The following is a 17,933-nucleotide window of genomic DNA, read 5'->3' as shown; positions in this document are numbered from 1 at the left end:
ATCAGAGCTCCGGTGTCGGCACAGGGCCATAGAGCAGGCCCACGGCCAGAAGGGCGATCAGCATGCCGATGGTCTGGACGACGATAAGCATGACGATCTGCCCAGCCTTCATGCCGACAACGAGCCGCGCGTTGTTGATGCGGGCCAGAAAGCCAATGACCACCGCCAAAAGTAGGATCAGTTCGGCACTCACGGTCACCAACGCTACGAAGGCCAGCGCGATCGATACGATGGCGTTGACCCAGTTTTCCACGGTGACGAAGGCCATGAACCTGTCGGTGAGCCCGGTCAGGCGCAGAACCACCCACGAGGCACTCATGATGCCGGCATAAAGCAAAGCGTTCTGAACCAGCGCGGCAAAGGTCGAAACCTCGGTATCCGCCGGGACCACCAGCGCCGATATGAGGAAGGTTACGACCACAGAGATCAGCAGCGCGATAAAGCTCGATATGAGCCCGCGCATATCGGTGAAGAAATAGCCCGGCGCGTCACGCCGCCCCAAAATCAGCCGCCAGGTTCCGCCAAAGGCTGAACGGGTTTCTTCAAGAAGGGTCGGCTGGGCTTGGGACACGAAAAGCACTTTCTAAAGGCGATGGCCAACATTTAGAGGGCGAGAAGCACGACGGCAAGTAGCACGAAAATCGCCAGCCCATACGCGATGGCTTGCACAGTTCCGACCTCGTTGACCCGGGCCAGACGGTAGCACAAAATGCCGCCGACGGTCGAAATCGCACCAGCAAGCGGCACGCCAACGAGAATGCCGAGACCCTCCAGGACCTTGAGAAGAGCGAGCAGATAGAGGCCGGGCACGACGAATTTGGCCGTCTCGATGGCAACGCCGGCGATGCGCTTGAGCGCGGAGGTTAAAAGAACCAGTCCGACCGGAGGAACGAGATGACCCAACACGACAATCATCATTACCGCCGGCTGCGGAAAGCCCAGCCGCAATGTCAGAACGACGATGGTGAAAAGGACAGCACCGCCATAGGCGATAAATGCCCCATTCATGCCCTCGGCATCGAAGCGGAAATGGGAATCCCAACCGGATCGCCCGCCCAGAATTTTCGACCAACCTGGGAGGACCTGTTTAAGCGTTTCCATGGTCATTGGCGCTCCCGGGCCAGAAAGCTGGCAACATAGTCGGCGTAAAATTCGGCCAGTCGCTCGACATCGGCAACGGGAACGCGTTCATCGACCTGATGCATGGTCGCCCCGATCAGGCCGCATTCGACCACAGGGCAATAAAGCGAGATGAACCGAGCGTCCGACGTGCCCCCGATGGTCGAGAGCTGCGGACGGACGCCGTTGAATTTTTCCATCACATCGCAAAGATGAGCGACATGTCCCTCGGGCTGGGAAATGAAGCATCGCGAGATCGGGCCGATCTGCTCGAATGCGATGCTGGCGCCGCACGTGTCGACCAGGGCAAGGCGGCGATGGATTTCGGCCAGCAGCGTTTCGCCGGTCCATGTGTCGTTGAACCGGACGTTAAAGCGCAGCGAGGCGCGCTCGGGGATGACATTGGAAGCGGGGTTGCCGGTGTCGATCGAGGTAACTTCGAGATTGGTCGGCTGGAAGTGCTCGGTGCCCTCGTCGAGCGGGACGTAGAGCGCCCGGGCGATTTCGGCGATGACGGGCATGGGATTGTTGGCGCGCTGCGGGTAGGCCGCGTGCCCTTGCTTGCCGATCACAGTGATCTTGCCCGAGACTGAACCGCGCCGCCCGATCTTGATCGAATCCCCGAAGGCTTCAAACGATGAGGGCTCGCCGACGATGGCGAAGTCGTATTTCTCGCCTTGAGCATGGGCCCATTCCATGAGCTTTTTGGTGCCGTTGACCGCATCGGCCTCTTCATCGTTCGTGATGGCCAGCGAGACGATACCCCGCTCCAGCGCGCCGCTTGGCGCCAGTTGCGCCATGGCCCCGCAAAAGGCGGCAACGCCACTTTTCATGTCGGTGGCGCCGCGCCCCCACATGACGCCATCGACGATGGCGCCGGAAAACGGGTCATGGGTCCAGGCTGTGGCATCGCCGGGAGGGACGACGTCGGTGTGACCGGCAAACAAAAGGTGCGGGCCGGGCAAGCTGGCTTTTCGGGTGGCGTAGAGGTTGTCGACCGGATAGGAGCCGTCGCCTGCAAATTGGAGCCGCGTGCAAACAAAGCCGAGCGGCGACAAAAAGGCTTCGAGCACGTCGAGCACGCCGTCTTCGATCGGGGTGATCGAAGGCCGGCGGATCAATTCGGCGAGCAGCGGCACGGCAGGGTTGGTCATGGCCGGGTTAGTCGCGGAGCAGGTCGTTGATCGAGGTCTTGGACCGGGTCTTTTCATCGACCCGCTTGACGATCACAGCGCAGTAAAGGTTCGGGCCGGGTTCGCCATTGGGCAGCGGCTTGCCGGGGAGCGAGCCCGATACGACGACCGAATAGGGCGGCACCCTGCCGTAGAAGATCTCGCCGGTCGTGCGGTCGACGATCTTGGTCGATTGGCCGATGAAAACGCCCATGGAAATGACCGAGCCTTCGCCCACCACGACACCCTCGACGATTTCCGAACGCGCGCCGATAAAGCAATGGTCCTCGATGATGACCGGCCCGGCCTGCAGGGGTTCGAGGACGCCCCCGATCCCTACGCCACCCGAGAGATGCACGTTCTTGCCGATCTGGGCGCACGAGCCGACGGTGACCCAGGTGTCGACCATGACGCTTTCATCGACATAGGCGCCAAGATTGACAAAGGACGGCATGAGGATGGCGTTCTTGCCGATAAAGGCCGAATGGCGAACGATGGCACCGGGCACGGCCCGGAAACCGGCGGCACGGAACTGGTTCTCGCTCCACCCGGCAAATTTGGACGGCACCTTGTCCCACCACTGCGCGCCGCCCGGTCCGCCGGGAATGGCTTCCATGTCGTTGAGGCGGAAGCTGAGCAGCACGGCCTTTTTGAGCCATTGATTGACCACCCATTCCCCATCGGCGCCTTTTTCCGCGACGCGCGCCGCGCCGGAATCGAGCAGCCCAAGCGCTTGATTGACGGCATCGCGGACCTCGCCGGTCGTCTGGTAGTTGACGGTTTCGCGGGCCTCGAATGCGGCATCGATGGTTGCGGCAAGCTCACTCATGGACATGGGGATTGCGGGCCTTTTAGTCTTGGAAGAAGGAAGGGAGAATTCGGCGCGGACCTTAACCGAAGCGCATGGGCGGGGAAACCCATATTCGGCTCCGGAAGGCGACCGAGGCAAAGGGAGGGCGTCATGACCCGGCCGATGATTTATCAGCACGCGACCGAGGATTTCGAGGCCTATCTGCTCGATGCGCGCGAGCGGCTCGATACGCCCTCGCGCAATGCCGCCTATACCGCAACCGACGGCGTGATGCGTGCCTTTCGCGCCCGGCTCGATATCCAGCAGGCGTTGGACTTTGCCAATGTCCTGCCGGCCGTGCTGCGGGCAATTTTCGTCCAGGACTGGGTGGTGGCCCCGCCGCGGGCCTGGGGTGATCGCAAGGATTGGACCCGCGAGGCAAAATCGCTGCGCCAGCACCACAATTTTTCGCCCGACACGGTTGTGGCCGATGTGGCCTGGGCCGTGCGCCGGCACGTGGAAGAAGGCGCATTCGATGCGGCTTTGGCACGCCTGCCGCAGCAAGCACGGGACTTCTGGGATCCAACGCCTGCGGTCCGGACATAGGCAGGCGTCCGGCGACCGATAGCCCCGGAGTCTGACGAGATAGACGGCATGGGGCAATGAGCGCTCCGCATGTATTTTTAGTATATGAAGCGATCATCGCCCCACGCATCCGGGGTTTTTGGCTTATGGCGGCGCCTCGGGCTGGGGTTTGTCGTCCGGGATATTGGCATTTTTAGTGGGTCGGTTGGCGAACCGGGAAACCGGTCCCCACTTTCCCTGCCAACCTCCCGTCGGTGCCCCTCTCCCTTTCGGGAGTGCGACGTGGAACGCCTGGTTCCTCGTCCGGCCATCCGTCCGCTTTGGGCCTTCCCTGCGGCGACCCGCAAGGAACCCGGATCGGTCTCGCCGGAAGCTCGTATGCATCCTCGTCCCTGGCGACACCGTGCGGGGAGAATGGCACGAGTGTCTGGGGGCGGGGATAAGATTTTTCGCAGCGCTTCCACCTTCACCCGCGTCATCCTCGGGCTTGACCCGGGAATCTGCTGCGCCCGGCGAGCCGGTGAAGGGGACCGATGATGCGCCAAGGAGCACCACTTCTGCTGCGCTCGCGGACGCCCTGCGGATCCCCGGGTCAAGCCCGAGGATGACGACGGGGGTGGGGTGAGTGATGGGGATGGAGCCGCCGGGGGGGCGGCCCGAGGATGACGAAGGGAGTGGGATGAGCGGCGGTGATGGAGCTGCGGGGGCCGAGCCCGAGGATGACGAAGGGAGTGGGGTGAGTGGTGGCGATGGAGCTGCCTCCCTTTCGGGAGTGCGACGTGGAACGCCTGGTTCCTCGTCCGGCCATCCGTCCGCTTTGGGCCTTCCCTGCGGCGACCCGCAAGGAACCCGGATCGGTCTCGCCGGAAGCTCGTATGCATCCTCGTCCCTGGCGACACCGTGCGGGGAGAATGGCACGAGTGTCTGGGGGCGGGGATAAGATTTTTCGCAGCGCTTCCACCTTCACCCGCGTCATCCTCGGGCTTGACCCGGGAATCTGCTGCGCCCGGCGAGCCGGTGAAGGGGACCGATGATGCGCCAAGGAGCACCACTTCTGCTGCGCTCGCGGACGCCCTGCGGATCCCCGGGTCAAGCCCGAGGATGACGACGGGGGTGGGGTGAGTGATGGGGATGGAGCCGCCGGGGGGGCGGCCCGAGGATGACGAAGGGAGTGGGATGAGCGGCGGTGATGGAGCTGCGGGGGCCGAGCCCGAGGATGACGAAGGGAGTGGGGTGAGTGGTGGCGATGGAGCTGCGGGGGGCGGGCCCGGGGATGACGAAGGGGGTGGGGTGAGTGGTGGTTATGAGCCGCAGGAGGGGAGGGCGGCCGGATCGGCCCTGGATTGTACGCATTGGCGCCAGAGATAGCGCTGTGTCCCGGATGCGATAAGCTCTATTGCGCACATCTGCGTCATGGGCTTGGAAAAAACGCCACCCATCCTTAACACCGCCCTGACATAGTAAACGGAAATCAAAGACCAAAAGGAGCCTGATGATGGGCCGTAAACGCCATTCCTCGCTGCGTTCGTCAAAGGAGGATATGGAAGCCGTACGCCATTCGCCGCAAACGCCGCAGACCCAGTCCGCGGCGTATCGGCTGGCTTTCGCAGATGAAGAATTCATGACCAGTGAGGATCTGCGCGGGGTCCGTTTTCAGCTCGAATATCTCAAGGTCGAATCGCGGTTGCGCGAGGCCAATATCAATTCGACAGTGGTCCTGTTCGGCGGGGCGCGCATCCCCGCTCCGGGAAAGCCCGCCTGGGCCGCAAAGACCGACGAGGCGAAAAGAAATCTCGAGGCCAATTCGATCTATTACGAGGAAGCGCGGCGCTTCGCCCAACTGGCCTCGCTGACCTCCAGGGCCACCGATTTCAGCGAGTATGTCGTTGCGACCGGCGGGGGGCCGGGAGTGATGGAAGCAGGCAATCGTGGCGCCGCCGATATGGGAGCGCCCTCGATCGGCTACAATATCGTCCTGCCGCATGAGCAGGCGCCCAACACCTATGTGACGCCGCAGTTTTCCTTCAATTTCCACTATTTCGCGACGCGCAAGATCCATTTCCTGATGCGGGCCAAGGTGGTGGCCATCTTTCCCGGTGGGTTCGGGACGATGGATGAGTTCTTTGAAACCCTGACGCTAATTCAGACGGGACGCATGGACCGTATTCCGTTGCTGCTGTTCGGCAGGAAATTCTGGAGCCGGGTTCTCAACCTCGAGGCGCTGGCTGAAGAAGGAACGATCTCGCCCGACGACTTCAAGCTTTTCAGTTTCGTCGATACGGCGGATGAGGCCTGGGAGATCGTGCGCAAGACCTACAATCTGCCACGGATCGACCATCCGGCCTGAAACGGAGCGCTTCGGTAATGAATGGACACCGATGCCCGGTTCGAAAATGAAAAAAAAGAGCCCGCCACTTTGAAGGCGGGCTCTTCCAAACGTGCCAATGCTTACTGATTGGCGGTGATCTGAACGTTCAGGCGATCGACCAGGATGAAAGGGTCGGCCTCGATTTCGGCTTCCATACCTTCAAATTCTGAAAAAGCCACAGGTTCTCCCGGTTCGACCGAGATGGTGAAATTCTGCGGGTCGGCGATAAAGGTGTTGACCGCGCTGGTCACCATGGACTTGAAGGCTTCGTTTTCAACCTCGGCCAGCGCCATGGGCACCATGAACTGCAAACCGGCCTTGAAGGTTTCGCCATCGACGCCCTGTTCAGCGCCGATGAAGTCGAGAACCTTCATGAACAGCGAATCGTCATCATAGCGCACCGCGCCGCCAACCAGCTTGAGATCGGCCATCTTCTCGAGCATGGCGTCCGACATTTCCATCATCTGGTCTTCATCGATCTCGATGTCGGCCTCGGCCATCTCGGCCATCTTGAGGTTGACCTTCATGAGTTCGCGATAGATTTCCTCGGTATAGCCAGCCACCGCAAAGTCGAGCGAAAGCGAGCCCAGATCCTGCACGGCAAAGGAAATGTCGCTGACTTCGCCTTCCCCGGTTTCCGGCCACCAGGTGCCTGCGCCCGACATGGAGGCGTTGAGCTGGCTCAGCCCGAACGCCTCGATCACGTCCTGGGCTTCAGGTTCCTCGATCGCGCTCAGATCACCACGAATGCCGGTGACCTGATAGGCCGAGCTCAGCCCGCCGTCGGCGGTGGGCTCTTCCATGGTGATTTCCATAAGGTCGATGGCGAAAAGCTCGGTACCGGTCTCGTCCGAGACGGTCAGCGGACCCGCCGAAATGCGATCGTAGAGATTGAATCCGATTTCGATGACCGCGTCGATGCCCGCATCGGCCGGCAGGATGATGCCTTCTGCCGCGATGTCGACAAAGCTGACCGAGAAGCCCTCGTCCTCGTCGGTATATTCGAAATCGGCGATGGAGGCACGCTCGGCGCTGAAGCCGCCATCGTCGGTCTCAGCCACGCCGGTGAACACGACGTCGCCGGGCACTTCGATATCGTCCTGGCCGGGAGTTGAGATGACGAAATCGGTGATCGTCACGGTATCGCCTTCGGCCGTGGCCGATCCATAGGCAAACGAAACGCCCATCAGCTTGCTGGTCTCGACCAGCCGATCGGCGAAATCGGTGGCTTCGAGCGCAAGGGCGGCCTGGCTGGTTGTTGCCATCAGGATGGCGGCGAGCGAAAGGCGAGATAGCTTGGTCATGACGGTCCCCGTTCTTCGGCGTCTCTCACGCCGTTATGGTGCAAAGCTGAGAACTTATATCATTGCTGCCGCAGAGGGCCAGCACGGACGGTAACGCACCGGGATGACGGTTCGATCACGCCAATCGGGCAAAAAAGCGTCAGCGGCAGCGTCCGAGGAACGCCACGATGTCGTCGGTGACGTGGTGGACATGGTCCAGACCTTCGCCTCGGCCCAACTCCCAGGCGTCGCACTGGTCATGTTCGAACCCCGAGCCGGCCACGACCTGTACGGTGGCCATGCCGATGGCGTGGGGGACCCGCAGGTTCTTTTCGAGATCGTCGAACATGATGGCCCGCTTTGCCCCGATCCCGTGCGCGGCAAGGAAATCGCTATAGGCGATTTCGAGCGGCTTGGGCTGGTATCGCGCCGCCTTGATATCGAATATGCCCTCAAACAGCGCCGAGGCGCCCAGACGCTCGAGCACGGCTTCGGCGTGGCCGGTACTGGCATTGGTGAAGATGAACTTGCGACCCGGCAGCGCCGCGATGGCCTCGACAAGTTCGGGGTGGGCCGCGACGGGGGAATAGTCGATGGCGTGAACCATTTTCAGATAGTCGTCGGGGTCGACGGCATGGGACTTCATAAGCCCGTTCAGCGTGGTGCCGTGATCGCGGTAATAGGCTTTCTGGAGTTCGCGCGCCGCTTCGAATTCGAGCTTGGCGACTTTCATCACATATGCGGTGATGGCCGTATCGATCTGGGCGAACAGATTGCACTCGCGCGGATAGAGCGTGTTGTCGAGGTCGAACACCCAATCTGTGATGTGGTCGAAATCGAGGCGGGGCAGAGCGGCGGGCGGGGTCATGTGGTTCATGGCCCCATTATGCCGCAAATCGATGAATGGGAAATGACCGAAAACAAAGGTGTGATCGTCAGGCTGCTTCGCCCTTTTTCGGTGGCTTGGACTGATCGCCTCGTCCCGCCAGCAGTCCCGCAATGCCGATATCCTCGTCGAGCTCCTCCCAATGAAGGCCACGCGACGTTAGTTCGATCCGGGCCCTTTGTTCGGCTGTTGCATGAAGCAGCCGGGGAAACCAGGCAAGAGGCGCGCCAATCGTACGGCCATCGGAAAGGGCGACCCAAAGCGTATCTTCGTCGCACCGGGCCTCAACGGGCCGCACCGAAATGCTCATTCCAGACCCTTTCTATTTCGGACCTGCGATTCTCCACGACAATCAAAAGCTCTCGCAGGCTCCTGGCATTAAAGCCGTCATTATACCCCTTGTGGCGAAAAACGACCGGCACGGTCCTATCGCACCATGAGCGTTCCCGCGCCGTGTTCGGTGAACAACTCGAGCAGCACCGAATGGGCGGTTTTGCCGTTGACGATCACCACGCCTTCAACGCCCCGGTCCAGGGCCTCGATGCAGGTTTCGACCTTGGGGATCATTCCTCCCGAGATCGTGCCGTCGGCGATCAGCTGCTGCGCCTGGCGCACCGAAAGCTCGGGGATCAACTCGCCATCCTTGTTGAGAACGCCCGGAACGTCGGTCAAAAACAGCAGCCGCTTGGCAAAGACCGCGCCGGCTATGGCGCCGGCGAAGGTGTCTGCGTTGATATTATAGGTGTTGCCGTCCCGGCCCGGCGCCACCGGGGCGATGACCGGGATCATTTCGGAGCGGGCAAGAAGATCGAGAAGCGTGCGGTCGATCTCGACCGGTTCGCCCACGAAGCCAAGGTCCAGGACACGCTCGATATTGGAGGTGGGATCGACATATTTCTTGTTGGCCTTTTCGGCAAAGACCATGTTGCCGTCCTTGCCGCACAGCCCGATCGCCCATTCGCCCTCGGCGTTGATCATGGCCACGATTTCTTTGTTGATCGAGCCGGCCAGAACCATTTCCACGATCTCGACGGTCCGCTTGTCGGTCACCCGCAGGCCGCCCTCGAACTTGGATTCGATGCCGAGCTTTTTGAGCATGTCGCCGATCTGCGGGCCGCCGCCGTGAACCACGATCGGGTTGACCCCCGATTGCTTGAGCAGCGCGACGTCGCGGGCGAACGCCTTGCCCAGTTCGGGATCGCCCATGGCATGACCGCCATATTTGATGACCACGGTTTTGTTCTCGTAGCGCTGCATGAAGGGCAGGGCCTTGGACAGCACTTCGGCGTCGTAGGCGTTTTCAAGTCCGTCGGCCATGGGGCAGGGCAACTCCGTTTGGTCTCGAAAGCCTCTCTAACCCGAACGCGGCACCTGTGAATAGTCCTCGCTGACGGCCTCGTGATCCAATTTCTGATGGAACTCGTAAGGAAAAATGCAATTACTATGCGATAGGGAGGGCGCCTATGGCCGACACAGCTGAAATTGCCGATCTTCTGGCGCGCGTTGCGCTGCGCGACCGCAATGCGTTCCGTGCCCTCTATGCCCGTACGAGCGCGAAACTTTTCGGCGTGAGCCTGCGTATACTGTCCAACAGGAGCGACGCCGAGGACGCCTTGCAGGACGTTTTCATCAAGATCTGGAAGCGCGCCGAGGGATATCGTCCCGATGCCGCAAGCCCCATGACGTGGCTGATTGCCATTGCGCGCAACAATGCCATCGACAGGGTGCGCGCGCGGCGTTCCGGGCACACCGACATCGATGAAGCGATCGACATCGAAGATTCCGCGATGAGCCCCGAACAGTCGGCGATCAACACCGACGAGGGCAACCGGATCGATGAGTGCATGGAACAACTAAAGCCCGACCGCGCCGAAGCGGTGCGCCGGGCTTACGTCGAAGGCGAAAGCTATAATGAACTGGCCGACCGGCTGGGCGTGCCGCTCAATACGGTACGAACCTGGCTACGCCGGTCGCTCCTGGCCCTGCGTGACTGTCTCGGAGCCCAACAGATAAAACGATGAGCGATTTTGACGACAACGATCTGAACCGGGATGAAGAGCGCCGAGTAGCGGTCGCTGAATACGTGCTCGGGCTGACAGGCGCGCAAAGCCGCGCCGCTCTTGCGCGCGCCGTCGAAACAAACCCCGGCCTTGCGGCGGAAGTTGCGGCCTGGGAGCAACGCTTTGCCGCGTTCAATGATGATTATGTGCCCACAACGCCCCCGGCGGGTCTTCTGAACCAGATCGAGCAGAAACTGTTCCCGGAAACGGTCCTCAGGACGCCCTGGTACAATTCTTTGCTCCTCTGGCGCTCGCTGGCCGGGGCCGCGGCCGCCGTGGCTGTTATCGCGGTCGGGCTCAATCTCGTGCAACCGGGCATCGAGCCTCCGGGCGACGCGCCCCAGCTTGTCGCGGCGATGCAGACCGTCGACAGCGATGTGAGTTTTCTCGCTCGCTATGATTCAGCGGCGGGGGCGCTACGGGTGAGCGGCACGGGCTCGCCCGCCGGCGAGGGCAGCGACTACGAACTCTGGTTCATCGAAGGTGACAATGCGCCGATCTCGATGGGTATCCTTGATGTTGCCCAGGCCCAGACCATTGCGGTCGATGAGACACTGCGCGGTCAGATGACCCAAGGCATCACGCTTGCCGTGACAAGGGAGGTCGAAGGTGGCTCGCCCACAGGCGATCCGCAGGGCCCGATCGTGGCCGCAGGACCCATTGCCGCCATCTGACGGAAATTTTCAACAACGCTGAAACTTGTCGTTCGGCCACTCCGTAACTGATCGCGAACTTCCCCAAAAGGGGAAGTCGCAACAGATGACTTCAGGAGACGAACACCATGCAGACCCGTGCCATTGCTCTTTCCGCCCTTCTGGCCACCTCGGCGCTGACCGGCGCTGCTCTTGCGCAGGACAACCCGATGGTCGGCGGCGCGCCGATGTCGCCGGAGATGAACATCATCGAAAATGCCGTCAATTCGGCTGACCACACAACGCTCGTTGCCGCCGTGGAAGCTGCCGGCCTCGTCGAAACGCTGCAGGGCGACGGCCCGTTCACCGTGTTCGCCCCCACCAACGAAGCCTTCGCTGCCCTTCCTGAAGGTACAGTCGATACGCTTTTGATGCCGGAAAACCTCGAAATGCTGCAGCAGGTCCTGACCTGCCACGTGGTTGGCGCCGAAGCTGACGCTGCCGCATTGATGGGCATGATCGACGCCGATGGCGGCAGCCACACCATCGAGACGCTTGGCGGCTGCATGCTCGAAGCAACCTATGATGGCGATACCATCACGATCACCGACGAAAACGGCACCGCCGCCACCGTCACCATCGCCAATGTGATGCAGTCGAACGGTGTGATCCACGTGACCGACGCGGTATTCACTCCGGCCATGTAGGAACCCGAGCTTGATCGGGCCGATTGCATCGGCCCGGCGCTCGGGCCTATTTATGCCGTGCGGGTCGAACCGAAAAAGTCTGCAACTTTTTCTGCCCGCACTCTGGCAGGCACCGCGGCTCAGGGTTCGCCCCCAATCCTACGCTGAGCCGCAAACTGCGCCCGGCCTGCCCTCCGTCGGCCGGGCGCAACCGCTGCCGGCGTTCACACGTCGGAGTGATTTGATCGCCGGGCGCATCGCTGAAATACTGAATGCAAGGAGAATGACAATGACCGATCGTCGCAATTTCCTTATCGCAGGCGCCGCCGTAGCGGGCGCCGCAGCATTCGGCTTTTCGCTTGTCGCCAAGGGCGCGGAAGGCGACTTTCCCTTCGTCCTGAGCGACGCGGAATGGCGAGAACGTCTTAGCGAGATGCAATATTACGTGCTGCGCGACCACGGCACCGAGCGAGCCTTTACCTCCGAACTCGACAAGTTCTACGAACCGGGCATCTACAATTGTGCCGGATGCGGGCAGGCGCTCTATTCCTCCGAAGCCAAATATGACAGCCGCACCGGCTGGCCAAGCTTCTGGGAAGCCCTTCCGGGCGCCATCGGCACCTCGACCGACACTTCGTTCATGATGACGCGCACCGAATGCCATTGCTCGAACTGCGGCGGCCATCAGGGCCATATTTTCGATGACGGGCCCGAGCCGACCGGCAAGCGCCATTGCATCAACGGTGTCGCCTTGACGTTCGTCGCCGCCTGAGGTCTGAATGCAGGAATCGTTATCTCGCGGTTCCTTCCATGACCCTCACAATCATCGAGACCGGCCTTGTGCCAGAGCCTCTGCGCGGCCGGTTTCGCCCCTATCCTGAAATGTTCAGCACAATGCTGGCTCGCCACGGCGCCGGCACGACGCCCAGCTTCGTGCCCGTGCTTGAGGGCGCGCCGCTGCCCGATCCCGCAAAGCTCGATGCTGTCCTGATCACCGGCTCCCCGGCAGGGGTTTATGACCCGCTGCCCTGGATGGACCCTCTGCGCGACTTTATCCGCCGCGCCCATCACAGCGGCACAAAAATGGTCGGCATCTGCTTTGGTCACCAGATCATCGCCGACGCGTTGGGCGGTGACGTCCGCAAATCGGAAAAGGGATGGGGGCTGGGGCGGCATGTTTATGAGGTGGTGCCCGATCATCCCCATTTCGCGCCGGGCATTAAGACTTTGGCCATAGCCTGCTCCCATCAGGACCAGGTCATTGCCCCTCCCAAGATGGCAAAGGTGATATTGCGCAACCAGTTCGCGCCCAATGCGGGGCTGGCCTATGCCGGTGGCAGGATCATGAGTTTTCAGCCGCATCCCGAATTCGAGGACGATTATTCGAGCGCATTGATCGAACTGCGGCGTGGCAAGGTTTCACAAGACATTATCGAAGCGGCACAGGACTCAATGAAAACCCGCTCGGACAGCGCGATCCTGGCACGAGCCATCAGCCGGTTTTTGACCGGCTAGAGCGTGTCCAGCAAAAGCATGTCCTCGACCCGATCGGGGATGGAAACGGTTTTGCGGTTCGGACGCGCGATAAACCAAGGACTTAGAGACCTTCGCGGAGTCCAGCCACTTCCCGCCGCAGCGTATCGATGCCCAGGCCCTTCTCGCTTGAAGTGAGAATGATCTCGGGATGCGCGGCGGGACGTTTGGCGATGAATTTCGCTGTCGCGGCAACCACGCCATCAAGGTCCTTCTCGCCCAGCTTGTCGGCCTTGGTGAGCACCACCTGATAGGATACCGCCGCCTTGTCGAGCTCGTTCATCACCGTTGCATCGTTGGGCTTGGGCCCGTGGCGAGCATCGACCAGCACATAGACACGGCGCAGATTGGGGCGGCCACGCAGGAACTGGTGGATCAGCTTGTTCCATTTCTCGACGGCCGGCTTGGGGGCTTTGGCAAAGCCATAACCGGGCATGTCGACGAGCCGGATGCCGCCCGCTTCGGGCGCAAACAGGTTGAGCTCCTGGGTCCGCCCTGGCGTATTGGATGTCCGAGCCAGCGCCGACTGCCCGACAAGGGCATTGATCAGCGACGATTTGCCGACATTGGAGCGGCCCGCAAAGGCGATCTCGACAATATCGTCGGCGGGAAGATCGGACACGCGAACGCAGCCCTTGAGAAATATCCAGGGGCGCGCAAACAGCAGGCGGGTGGTTTCAGGCAAATCGGTCATTCAGGCCCTGACCCTTGGCGATCCAAAAAAGGAAGGGCCGGTTTCCCGGCCCCTCGCGCGTGTCGCTATTCGGCAGCCTTGGGCTTGCGCTTGAACGAACTCTTGATGTTTCCAAGCAGGTCCACGGTGACGCCATGGCGGCGCATGATGAACCATTGCTGGACCACCGAGAGGAAGTTGTTCCAGGCCCAGTAGATCACGAGGCCGGCCGGGAAGGTCGCCAGCATGAATGTGAAGATGACCGGCATCCAGTTAAAGATCATCGCCTGTGTCGGATCGGCCGGTGGCGGGTTGAGGCGCATCTGCACCCACATGGTGATGCCCATGATAACCGGCCAGATGCCGATGGCCAGGAACGAGCCGATGATCGGCACGGCGCCGGGATCGTAAGGCAGGAGGCCGAACAGGTTGAAGATGTGGGTGGGATCGGGCGCTGCCAGATCCTGAATCCAGCCAAAGAACGGCGCGTGGCGCATTTCGATGGTGACAAAGAGGACCTTGTAGAGCGAGAAGAACACCGGAATCTGTATCAGGACCGGCCAGCACCCCGAGATGGGATTGATCTTTTCGGTCTTGTAGAGCTCCATCATCGCCTGCTGCTGGGCAGCGCGATCATCCTTATGCTTTTCCTGGATTTCCTTCATCTTGGGCTGTACGCGCCGCATGTTGGCCATCGAGGCATAGCTCTTGTTGGCCAGCGGGAAGAACAGCGCCTTAACGATAACGGTCACCGCCAGGATGGCGAGGCCGAAATTGCCCAGGAATTCATAGAGCAGCCGGATGAGATAGAACATCGGCTTGGTGATGAAGTGGAACCAGCCCCAATCGATCATCAATTCGAACCGGTCGATGGAATAGCCCGTCTCGTAGGAATCGATGATCGATTCCACCTTGGCGCCGGCAAAGGCCAGGCTCTCATGGGACCCATTGCCGCCCGCCGGAACGATCACGGCCTCCTGGGCCACGAAATTGGCGCGGTAGTCATGGCCGCTCGGCGCGCCGGTGCCATGGAAATAGCGCGCGTTGATTGTCTGGTCCTGCGGCGGGATGATCGCAGTGGCCCAGTATTTGTCGGTAAAGCCCAGCCAGCCACCCGTCGAGGCGAAATCGAGCTGGCCTTCGTTCTCGAGGTCCGAATAGGAGCGCTCGACCAGATTGGCATCGCCCAGAACCCCGATGGGGCCTTCATGGAGAATGAAGAAATTCTGGGTCTGGGGCGTGTAGAGCCGCGCGATCCGCGAATAGGGGAACAGGGTCACATCGCCAGAGCCGGAATTTTCAACGCTCTGGTCGATAGTGAACATGTAGTTCTCATCGACACTGATGGTGCGGCGGAAAACCTGCCCCTCGCCGTTATCCCAGGCAAGCGTTACCGGGGTGCCCGGCGTCAGCGTATCGCCGCTTTCGAGGGTCCATTCGGTCTGCCCGTTCGGGAGCGCAACATTGCTACCCTGCGCGGCGACCCAGCCCTGTTCGAGATAATAGGGATTGTCCGAACCGACCGGGGAAAGCAGCGTAATGGTCGGGCTGTCGGGGTCGGGGGTTTCGTTGTAGCGCAGCAGGTGCAAATCATCGATGCGCGCGCCGGTCAGATTGATCGAACCCGAAAGAGAGCCGGTTTCGATCGCAACGCGCTCGGAGGCGGCAAGGGCATCGTCGCGCGTCGCAAAGACCTGGGTGTCGGTATCCGAAGACGGCGCCGCACCGGCAACGCCGCCGGCGCTGGGCGCTGCCAGATCGGCGCTGTCCAGAGCCTGTTCCTGCTGGGCAGAAAGCTCGGCCTGCCGCTGGGCCTGATCGAGCTGGGGCCCCGCAATAAAGAACTGCCACCCAAAGAGCACGAGCATGCTCAGGACGACGGCCAGGATCATGTTGCGATTGTTTTCGTTCATGGCTTTGGATGTCCGCTTGGCGCTTGGGCCGGTCTGTGCAGGCGCGCGATGGCCCTGCCAAGTTCGCGCGTTAGGTTGTCGAACGGTTCGGACAGGCTTTCACGCCGCCCGATCAACACATAGTCGTGGCCGGCGACCAGCCGGTCCGAACAGACCCTCACCGCCTCGCGCAGCCGGCGCTTGATGCGGCTGCGTTCAGGCGCGTTGCCGGTCTTCTTGGTCACGGTATATCCTACACCGGGAACAGGATCGGCAACAGGGATGGTCTGCAACACAAAGCCGCGCCTGGCAATTTTGCTGCCCCGCGCGGCTCTAAGAAATTGCGCCCTTTTTTTCAGGCGCCGTATCGGCAATGCCGGGCTGTCCGGCATATCGGAGCGAGGCCCGACTTATGCCGAAAGCCGCTTGCGCCCGATCGCGCGACGGCGATTGATGATCTTGCGGCCGTTCTTGGTCGCCATGCGGGCACGGAAACCGTGACGGCGGGCGCGCACAAGATTGCTCGGCTGGAAAGTACGCTTCATTATGGTTCATCGCGCACCGGTCCGCGCGATCCTCTGGTTAAGCTTGTCTGTTGTCTTTAGGTCTTGCGCGAAAGGGAATGGGACAAGCCGTCCCGGGCCATCGGCAAAGGTTGGGCGGCTTATAGGGAAAACGCCGGGGCAAGTCAATTGCGCTATGGCCACAATCGCGTGTGTTCTCTGGCGCTGGCCAGCGCGCTTTGGCCGCGCTAAAAGCGGGGCCATAACCCATCATGGAATCGGCCGGGATCGCAGATCAAGGTCAAAGGTTGAGGGCAGGGCGTGGCGCAGGGCGACAGGATCGATCTTTGCATCATTGGGGCCGGTCCGGCCGGGATCGCGGCCGCCGAGCGCGCCGCGGCGCGCGGGCTGCGCGTCGTGCTGGTCGAGGCCGAGGAGTTTGGCGGCGTTGCGCACAATTGGGGCGCCTTGCCGTCTCAGGCGCTGGCCGCCGCAGCGGAAAGGGCCAACCAGATCCGCACCGCCAGGGATCTCGGCCTTGGCACCGACGAGCCGCGCATCAACTTCGCCCGCATCAATGCGCGCATCCGCGCGATGATCGAAGAGGCGCGCCCCACCGTTTCCATCGAGCACCTGACGGCCATGGGCATCGCGATGGTCAATGGCCGGGCCCGGTTCACCGGTCCCTCCGCGATCGATGTGGGCGGCCGGACGATACGGGCGGCCAATTTTGTGATCGCGACCGGATCGCGGCCGGTCGTGCCGGACATTCCCGGACTTGACGGCGTGCCGTTCTTCACGCCCGAAACCATTTTCGAGCTGACCCGCCGCCCCTCTCACCTGATTGTCGTTGGGGCGGGGGCAACCGGGCTGGCGCTCGCCCAGGCCCATTTGCGGCTGGGCGCAAAAGTTTCTGTCGTTGAAATGCTCGATCCGCTGGCCGGGGAAGATCCGGAACTGGTCGAGATCGTCCTGCGGCGTCTTCGCGCCGAAGGGCTGGAGCTGCGCATCCATACCGGGATCGTCTCCGTCGCCGGCGGCGACGATCAGGAGATAGCTCTCGACATCAAGGCCGGTCCAAACGAAGAGCGGATCGTGGGCAGTCATCTGGTGTTTGCCACAGGGCGGCAGGCCGATTTCGAAGGGATGGGGCTCGAGCTGGCGCGAGTGCGCATGCAGGGGCGGGGCCTCGAGCTCGGTCGGTTCGGGCGCACCTCGAACCGCCGCATCTTTGTCGTCGGCGATGCCGCGGGACAGAATAGCGTTCATGCGGCGCGCCATGGAGCCGAGCGCGCGGTGGATGCCATCACCGGTTCGGCGACGGGCGATGGGATCGTGCCGAGCATCGTTCCTACCAGTCCTGCCATTGCGTGGGCCGGCATGACCGAGGCCGAGGCCCGAGCCAAATTCAACGATCGCTTCGAAATAGTCCGCATCGCGCTGGCCCGGACAGAGGCGGCCAGGGCGCGCGCCGAACCGCATGGGCAGGTGAAAATCATCCTCGACAGCGCGGGCAGGATCATGGGTGCCGGAGTGGTGGGAGCCACCGCGCCCGAACTCGTGCCGGTCTTCGCCCTCGCCATCGCGCGGAAAATGAGACTGGCTGAATTCGGGGAACTGGTGGCGCCCTATCCGTCTTTCTCCCAGATCATACCCCTGGCCGCCGGCGAATATGTGCGCAATCATCCCGAGGTGACCCCCGCGGGCTGGCGCCGGGTCCTTAAGCGCTTGTTGCCATAGGTAAAATCGGG

The 17,933-nt window shown here is 61.7% G+C and carries 20 protein-coding genes; 8 read left to right on the top strand and 12 right to left on the bottom strand.

Annotation, left to right across the window (positions count from 1 at the left end; all coding sequences use genetic code 11):
* Window position 1 precedes the first annotated feature (1 nt).
* From ACP148_RS14185 to dapD, 4 genes are read right to left on the bottom strand one after another with little or no spacing between them, the layout of a single operon-like run.
* The gene (locus ACP148_RS14185) at window positions 2-571 is read right to left on the bottom strand and encodes a hypothetical protein (protein WP_421953084.1); all 570 of its coding nucleotides are present in this window, start codon (window positions 569-571) and stop codon (window positions 2-4) included.
* Between the two features lie 32 nt (window positions 572-603).
* On the bottom strand, window positions 604-1,107 hold the full coding sequence (locus ACP148_RS14180) for a hypothetical protein (protein WP_421953083.1): 504 nt from the start codon (window positions 1,105-1,107) through the stop codon (window positions 604-606).
* Window positions 1,104-2,273 carry a succinyl-diaminopimelate desuccinylase gene (gene dapE, locus ACP148_RS14175; protein WP_421953082.1) on the bottom strand — a complete coding sequence of 390 codons (1,170 nt, stop codon included), beginning with the start codon at window positions 2,271-2,273 and terminating at the stop codon, window positions 1,104-1,106. Before dapE ends, ACP148_RS14180 begins: the two co-directional genes overlap by 4 nt.
* Before the next feature lie 7 nt (window positions 2,274-2,280).
* Entirely contained in the window at window positions 2,281-3,126 is an 846-nt protein-coding gene (gene dapD / locus ACP148_RS14170) for a 2,3,4,5-tetrahydropyridine-2,6-dicarboxylate N-succinyltransferase (protein ID WP_421953081.1), read from the bottom strand.
* A 126-nt stretch (window positions 3,127-3,252) separates the two neighbouring features.
* Between dapD and ACP148_RS14165 the strand changes: the two genes are divergently transcribed.
* On the top strand, window positions 3,253-3,687 hold the full coding sequence (locus ACP148_RS14165) for a DUF2267 domain-containing protein (RefSeq protein WP_421953080.1): 435 nt from the start codon (window positions 3,253-3,255) through the stop codon (window positions 3,685-3,687).
* Window positions 3,688-5,158: 1,471 nt separating this feature from the next.
* Entirely contained in the window at window positions 5,159-6,013 is an 855-nt protein-coding gene (locus tag ACP148_RS14160; RefSeq protein ID WP_421953079.1) for an LOG family protein, read from the top strand.
* Window positions 6,014-6,114: 101 nt separating this feature from the next.
* Here the strand turns inward: ACP148_RS14160 and ACP148_RS14155 are convergent, their stop codons facing one another.
* The 4 genes from ACP148_RS14155 to argB all read right to left on the bottom strand — a co-directional run bounded on the left by ACP148_RS14155 (window position 6,115) and on the right by argB (window position 9,520).
* A complete protein-coding gene (locus tag ACP148_RS14155; RefSeq protein WP_421953078.1) occupies window positions 6,115-7,338 on the bottom strand; it encodes a hypothetical protein in 1,224 nt (407 codons plus the stop codon).
* A gap of 139 nt (window positions 7,339-7,477) precedes the next feature.
* Window positions 7,478-8,194, bottom strand: coding sequence for a pyrimidine 5'-nucleotidase (locus tag ACP148_RS14150; protein WP_421953077.1), 717 nt, complete (start codon window positions 8,192-8,194; stop codon window positions 7,478-7,480).
* Window positions 8,195-8,252: 58 nt separating this feature from the next.
* Window positions 8,253-8,513, bottom strand: coding sequence for a DUF2442 domain-containing protein (locus ACP148_RS14145; RefSeq protein ID WP_421953076.1), 261 nt, complete (start codon window positions 8,511-8,513; stop codon window positions 8,253-8,255).
* A 116-nt stretch (window positions 8,514-8,629) separates the two neighbouring features.
* The gene (gene argB, locus ACP148_RS14140) at window positions 8,630-9,520 is read right to left on the bottom strand and encodes an acetylglutamate kinase (protein WP_421953075.1); all 891 of its coding nucleotides are present in this window, start codon (window positions 9,518-9,520) and stop codon (window positions 8,630-8,632) included.
* Between the two features lie 146 nt (window positions 9,521-9,666).
* On the opposite strand from argB, the gene ACP148_RS14135 reads away from it, so the two are divergent.
* The 5 genes from ACP148_RS14135 (at window position 9,667) to ACP148_RS14115 (ending at window position 13,096) form a co-directional block, all read left to right on the top strand.
* Window positions 9,667-10,224: a sigma-70 family RNA polymerase sigma factor gene (locus ACP148_RS14135; RefSeq protein WP_421953074.1), complete on the top strand. Its 558-nt coding sequence runs from the start codon at window positions 9,667-9,669 to the stop codon at window positions 10,222-10,224.
* Complete coding sequence (locus tag ACP148_RS14130; RefSeq protein WP_421953073.1) at window positions 10,221-10,937, top strand: anti-sigma factor; 717 nt, start codon at window positions 10,221-10,223, stop codon at window positions 10,935-10,937. The genes ACP148_RS14135 and ACP148_RS14130 overlap by 4 nt, the downstream gene beginning before the upstream one ends.
* A 107-nt stretch (window positions 10,938-11,044) precedes the next feature.
* Window positions 11,045-11,602, top strand: coding sequence for a fasciclin domain-containing protein (locus ACP148_RS14125; RefSeq protein ID WP_421953072.1), 558 nt, complete (start codon window positions 11,045-11,047; stop codon window positions 11,600-11,602).
* 268 nt (window positions 11,603-11,870) lie between these two features.
* Window positions 11,871-12,353: a peptide-methionine (R)-S-oxide reductase MsrB gene (msrB, locus tag ACP148_RS14120; RefSeq protein ID WP_421953071.1), complete on the top strand. Its 483-nt coding sequence runs from the start codon at window positions 11,871-11,873 to the stop codon at window positions 12,351-12,353.
* Between the two features lie 38 nt (window positions 12,354-12,391).
* Entirely contained in the window at window positions 12,392-13,096 is a 705-nt protein-coding gene (locus ACP148_RS14115) for a glutamine amidotransferase-related protein (RefSeq protein ID WP_421953070.1), read from the top strand.
* 82 nt (window positions 13,097-13,178) lie between these two features.
* Here ACP148_RS14115 and yihA read toward each other — a convergent pair whose 3' ends face one another.
* The 4 genes from yihA to rpmH form a co-directional block, all read right to left on the bottom strand.
* A complete protein-coding gene (yihA, locus tag ACP148_RS14110) occupies window positions 13,179-13,799 on the bottom strand; it encodes a ribosome biogenesis GTP-binding protein YihA/YsxC (protein ID WP_421953152.1) in 621 nt (206 codons plus the stop codon).
* A gap of 74 nt (window positions 13,800-13,873) precedes the next feature.
* Window positions 13,874-15,700, bottom strand: coding sequence for a membrane protein insertase YidC (gene yidC / locus ACP148_RS14105; RefSeq protein ID WP_421953069.1), 1,827 nt, complete (start codon window positions 15,698-15,700; stop codon window positions 13,874-13,876).
* Window positions 15,697-16,071, bottom strand: coding sequence for a ribonuclease P protein component (gene rnpA, locus ACP148_RS14100; protein WP_421953068.1), 375 nt, complete (start codon window positions 16,069-16,071; stop codon window positions 15,697-15,699). The genes yidC and rnpA overlap by 4 nt, the downstream gene beginning before the upstream one ends.
* A gap of 18 nt (window positions 16,072-16,089) precedes the next feature.
* Window positions 16,090-16,224, bottom strand: a complete 135-nt coding sequence (gene rpmH, locus ACP148_RS14095; protein WP_014129273.1) for a 50S ribosomal protein L34 — start codon at window positions 16,222-16,224, stop codon at window positions 16,090-16,092.
* A 279-nt stretch (window positions 16,225-16,503) separates the two neighbouring features.
* Here rpmH and ACP148_RS14090 point away from each other — a divergent pair, with 279 nt between their 5' ends.
* Window positions 16,504-17,922 (top strand): dihydrolipoyl dehydrogenase family protein, encoded by a 1,419-nt coding sequence (locus tag ACP148_RS14090; protein ID WP_421953067.1) that lies wholly within the window; start codon window positions 16,504-16,506, stop codon window positions 17,920-17,922.
* The last annotated feature ends 11 nt before the right edge of the window (window positions 17,923-17,933 follow it).

This window comes from Pelagibacterium sp. (assembly GCF_965249125.1).
Lineage (GTDB): Bacteria > Pseudomonadota > Alphaproteobacteria > Rhizobiales > Devosiaceae > Pelagibacterium.
The sequence above is the reverse complement of the archived record's forward strand: the minus strand, read 5'-3'. Positions and strand labels throughout refer to the sequence as shown.

Bases quoted from the DNA above. Each gene is read 5' to 3' on its own strand.
- ACP148_RS14180 (WP_421953083.1), bottom strand. From the start codon at position 1,107: ATGACCATGGAAACGCTTAAACAGGTCCTCCCAGGTTGGTCGAAAATT.
- dapE (WP_421953082.1), bottom strand. From the start codon at position 2,273: ATGACCAACCCTGCCGTGCCGCTGCTCGCCGAATTGATCCGCCGGCCT.
- dapD (WP_421953081.1), bottom strand. From the start codon at position 3,126: ATGTCCATGAGTGAGCTTGCCGCAACCATCGATGCCGCATTCGAGGCC.
- ACP148_RS14165 (WP_421953080.1), top strand. From the start codon at position 3,253: ATGACCCGGCCGATGATTTATCAGCACGCGACCGAGGATTTCGAGGCC.
- ACP148_RS14160 (WP_421953079.1), top strand. From the start codon at position 5,159: ATGATGGGCCGTAAACGCCATTCCTCGCTGCGTTCGTCAAAGGAGGAT.
- ACP148_RS14155 (WP_421953078.1), bottom strand. From the start codon at position 7,338: ATGACCAAGCTATCTCGCCTTTCGCTCGCCGCCATCCTGATGGCAACA.
- ACP148_RS14150 (WP_421953077.1), bottom strand. From the start codon at position 8,194: ATGAACCACATGACCCCGCCCGCCGCTCTGCCCCGCCTCGATTTCGAC.
- ACP148_RS14145 (WP_421953076.1), bottom strand. From the start codon at position 8,513: ATGAGCATTTCGGTGCGGCCCGTTGAGGCCCGGTGCGACGAAGATACG.
- argB (WP_421953075.1), bottom strand. From the start codon at position 9,520: ATGGCCGACGGACTTGAAAACGCCTACGACGCCGAAGTGCTGTCCAAG.
- ACP148_RS14135 (WP_421953074.1), top strand. From the start codon at position 9,667: ATGGCCGACACAGCTGAAATTGCCGATCTTCTGGCGCGCGTTGCGCTG.
- ACP148_RS14130 (WP_421953073.1), top strand. From the start codon at position 10,221: ATGAGCGATTTTGACGACAACGATCTGAACCGGGATGAAGAGCGCCGA.
- ACP148_RS14125 (WP_421953072.1), top strand. From the start codon at position 11,045: ATGCAGACCCGTGCCATTGCTCTTTCCGCCCTTCTGGCCACCTCGGCG.
- msrB (WP_421953071.1), top strand. From the start codon at position 11,871: ATGACCGATCGTCGCAATTTCCTTATCGCAGGCGCCGCCGTAGCGGGC.
- ACP148_RS14115 (WP_421953070.1), top strand. From the start codon at position 12,392: ATGACCCTCACAATCATCGAGACCGGCCTTGTGCCAGAGCCTCTGCGC.
- yidC (WP_421953069.1), bottom strand. From the start codon at position 15,700: ATGAACGAAAACAATCGCAACATGATCCTGGCCGTCGTCCTGAGCATG.
- rnpA (WP_421953068.1), bottom strand. From the start codon at position 16,071: ATGCCGGACAGCCCGGCATTGCCGATACGGCGCCTGAAAAAAAGGGCG.
- rpmH (WP_014129273.1), bottom strand. From the start codon at position 16,224: ATGAAGCGTACTTTCCAGCCGAGCAATCTTGTGCGCGCCCGCCGTCAC.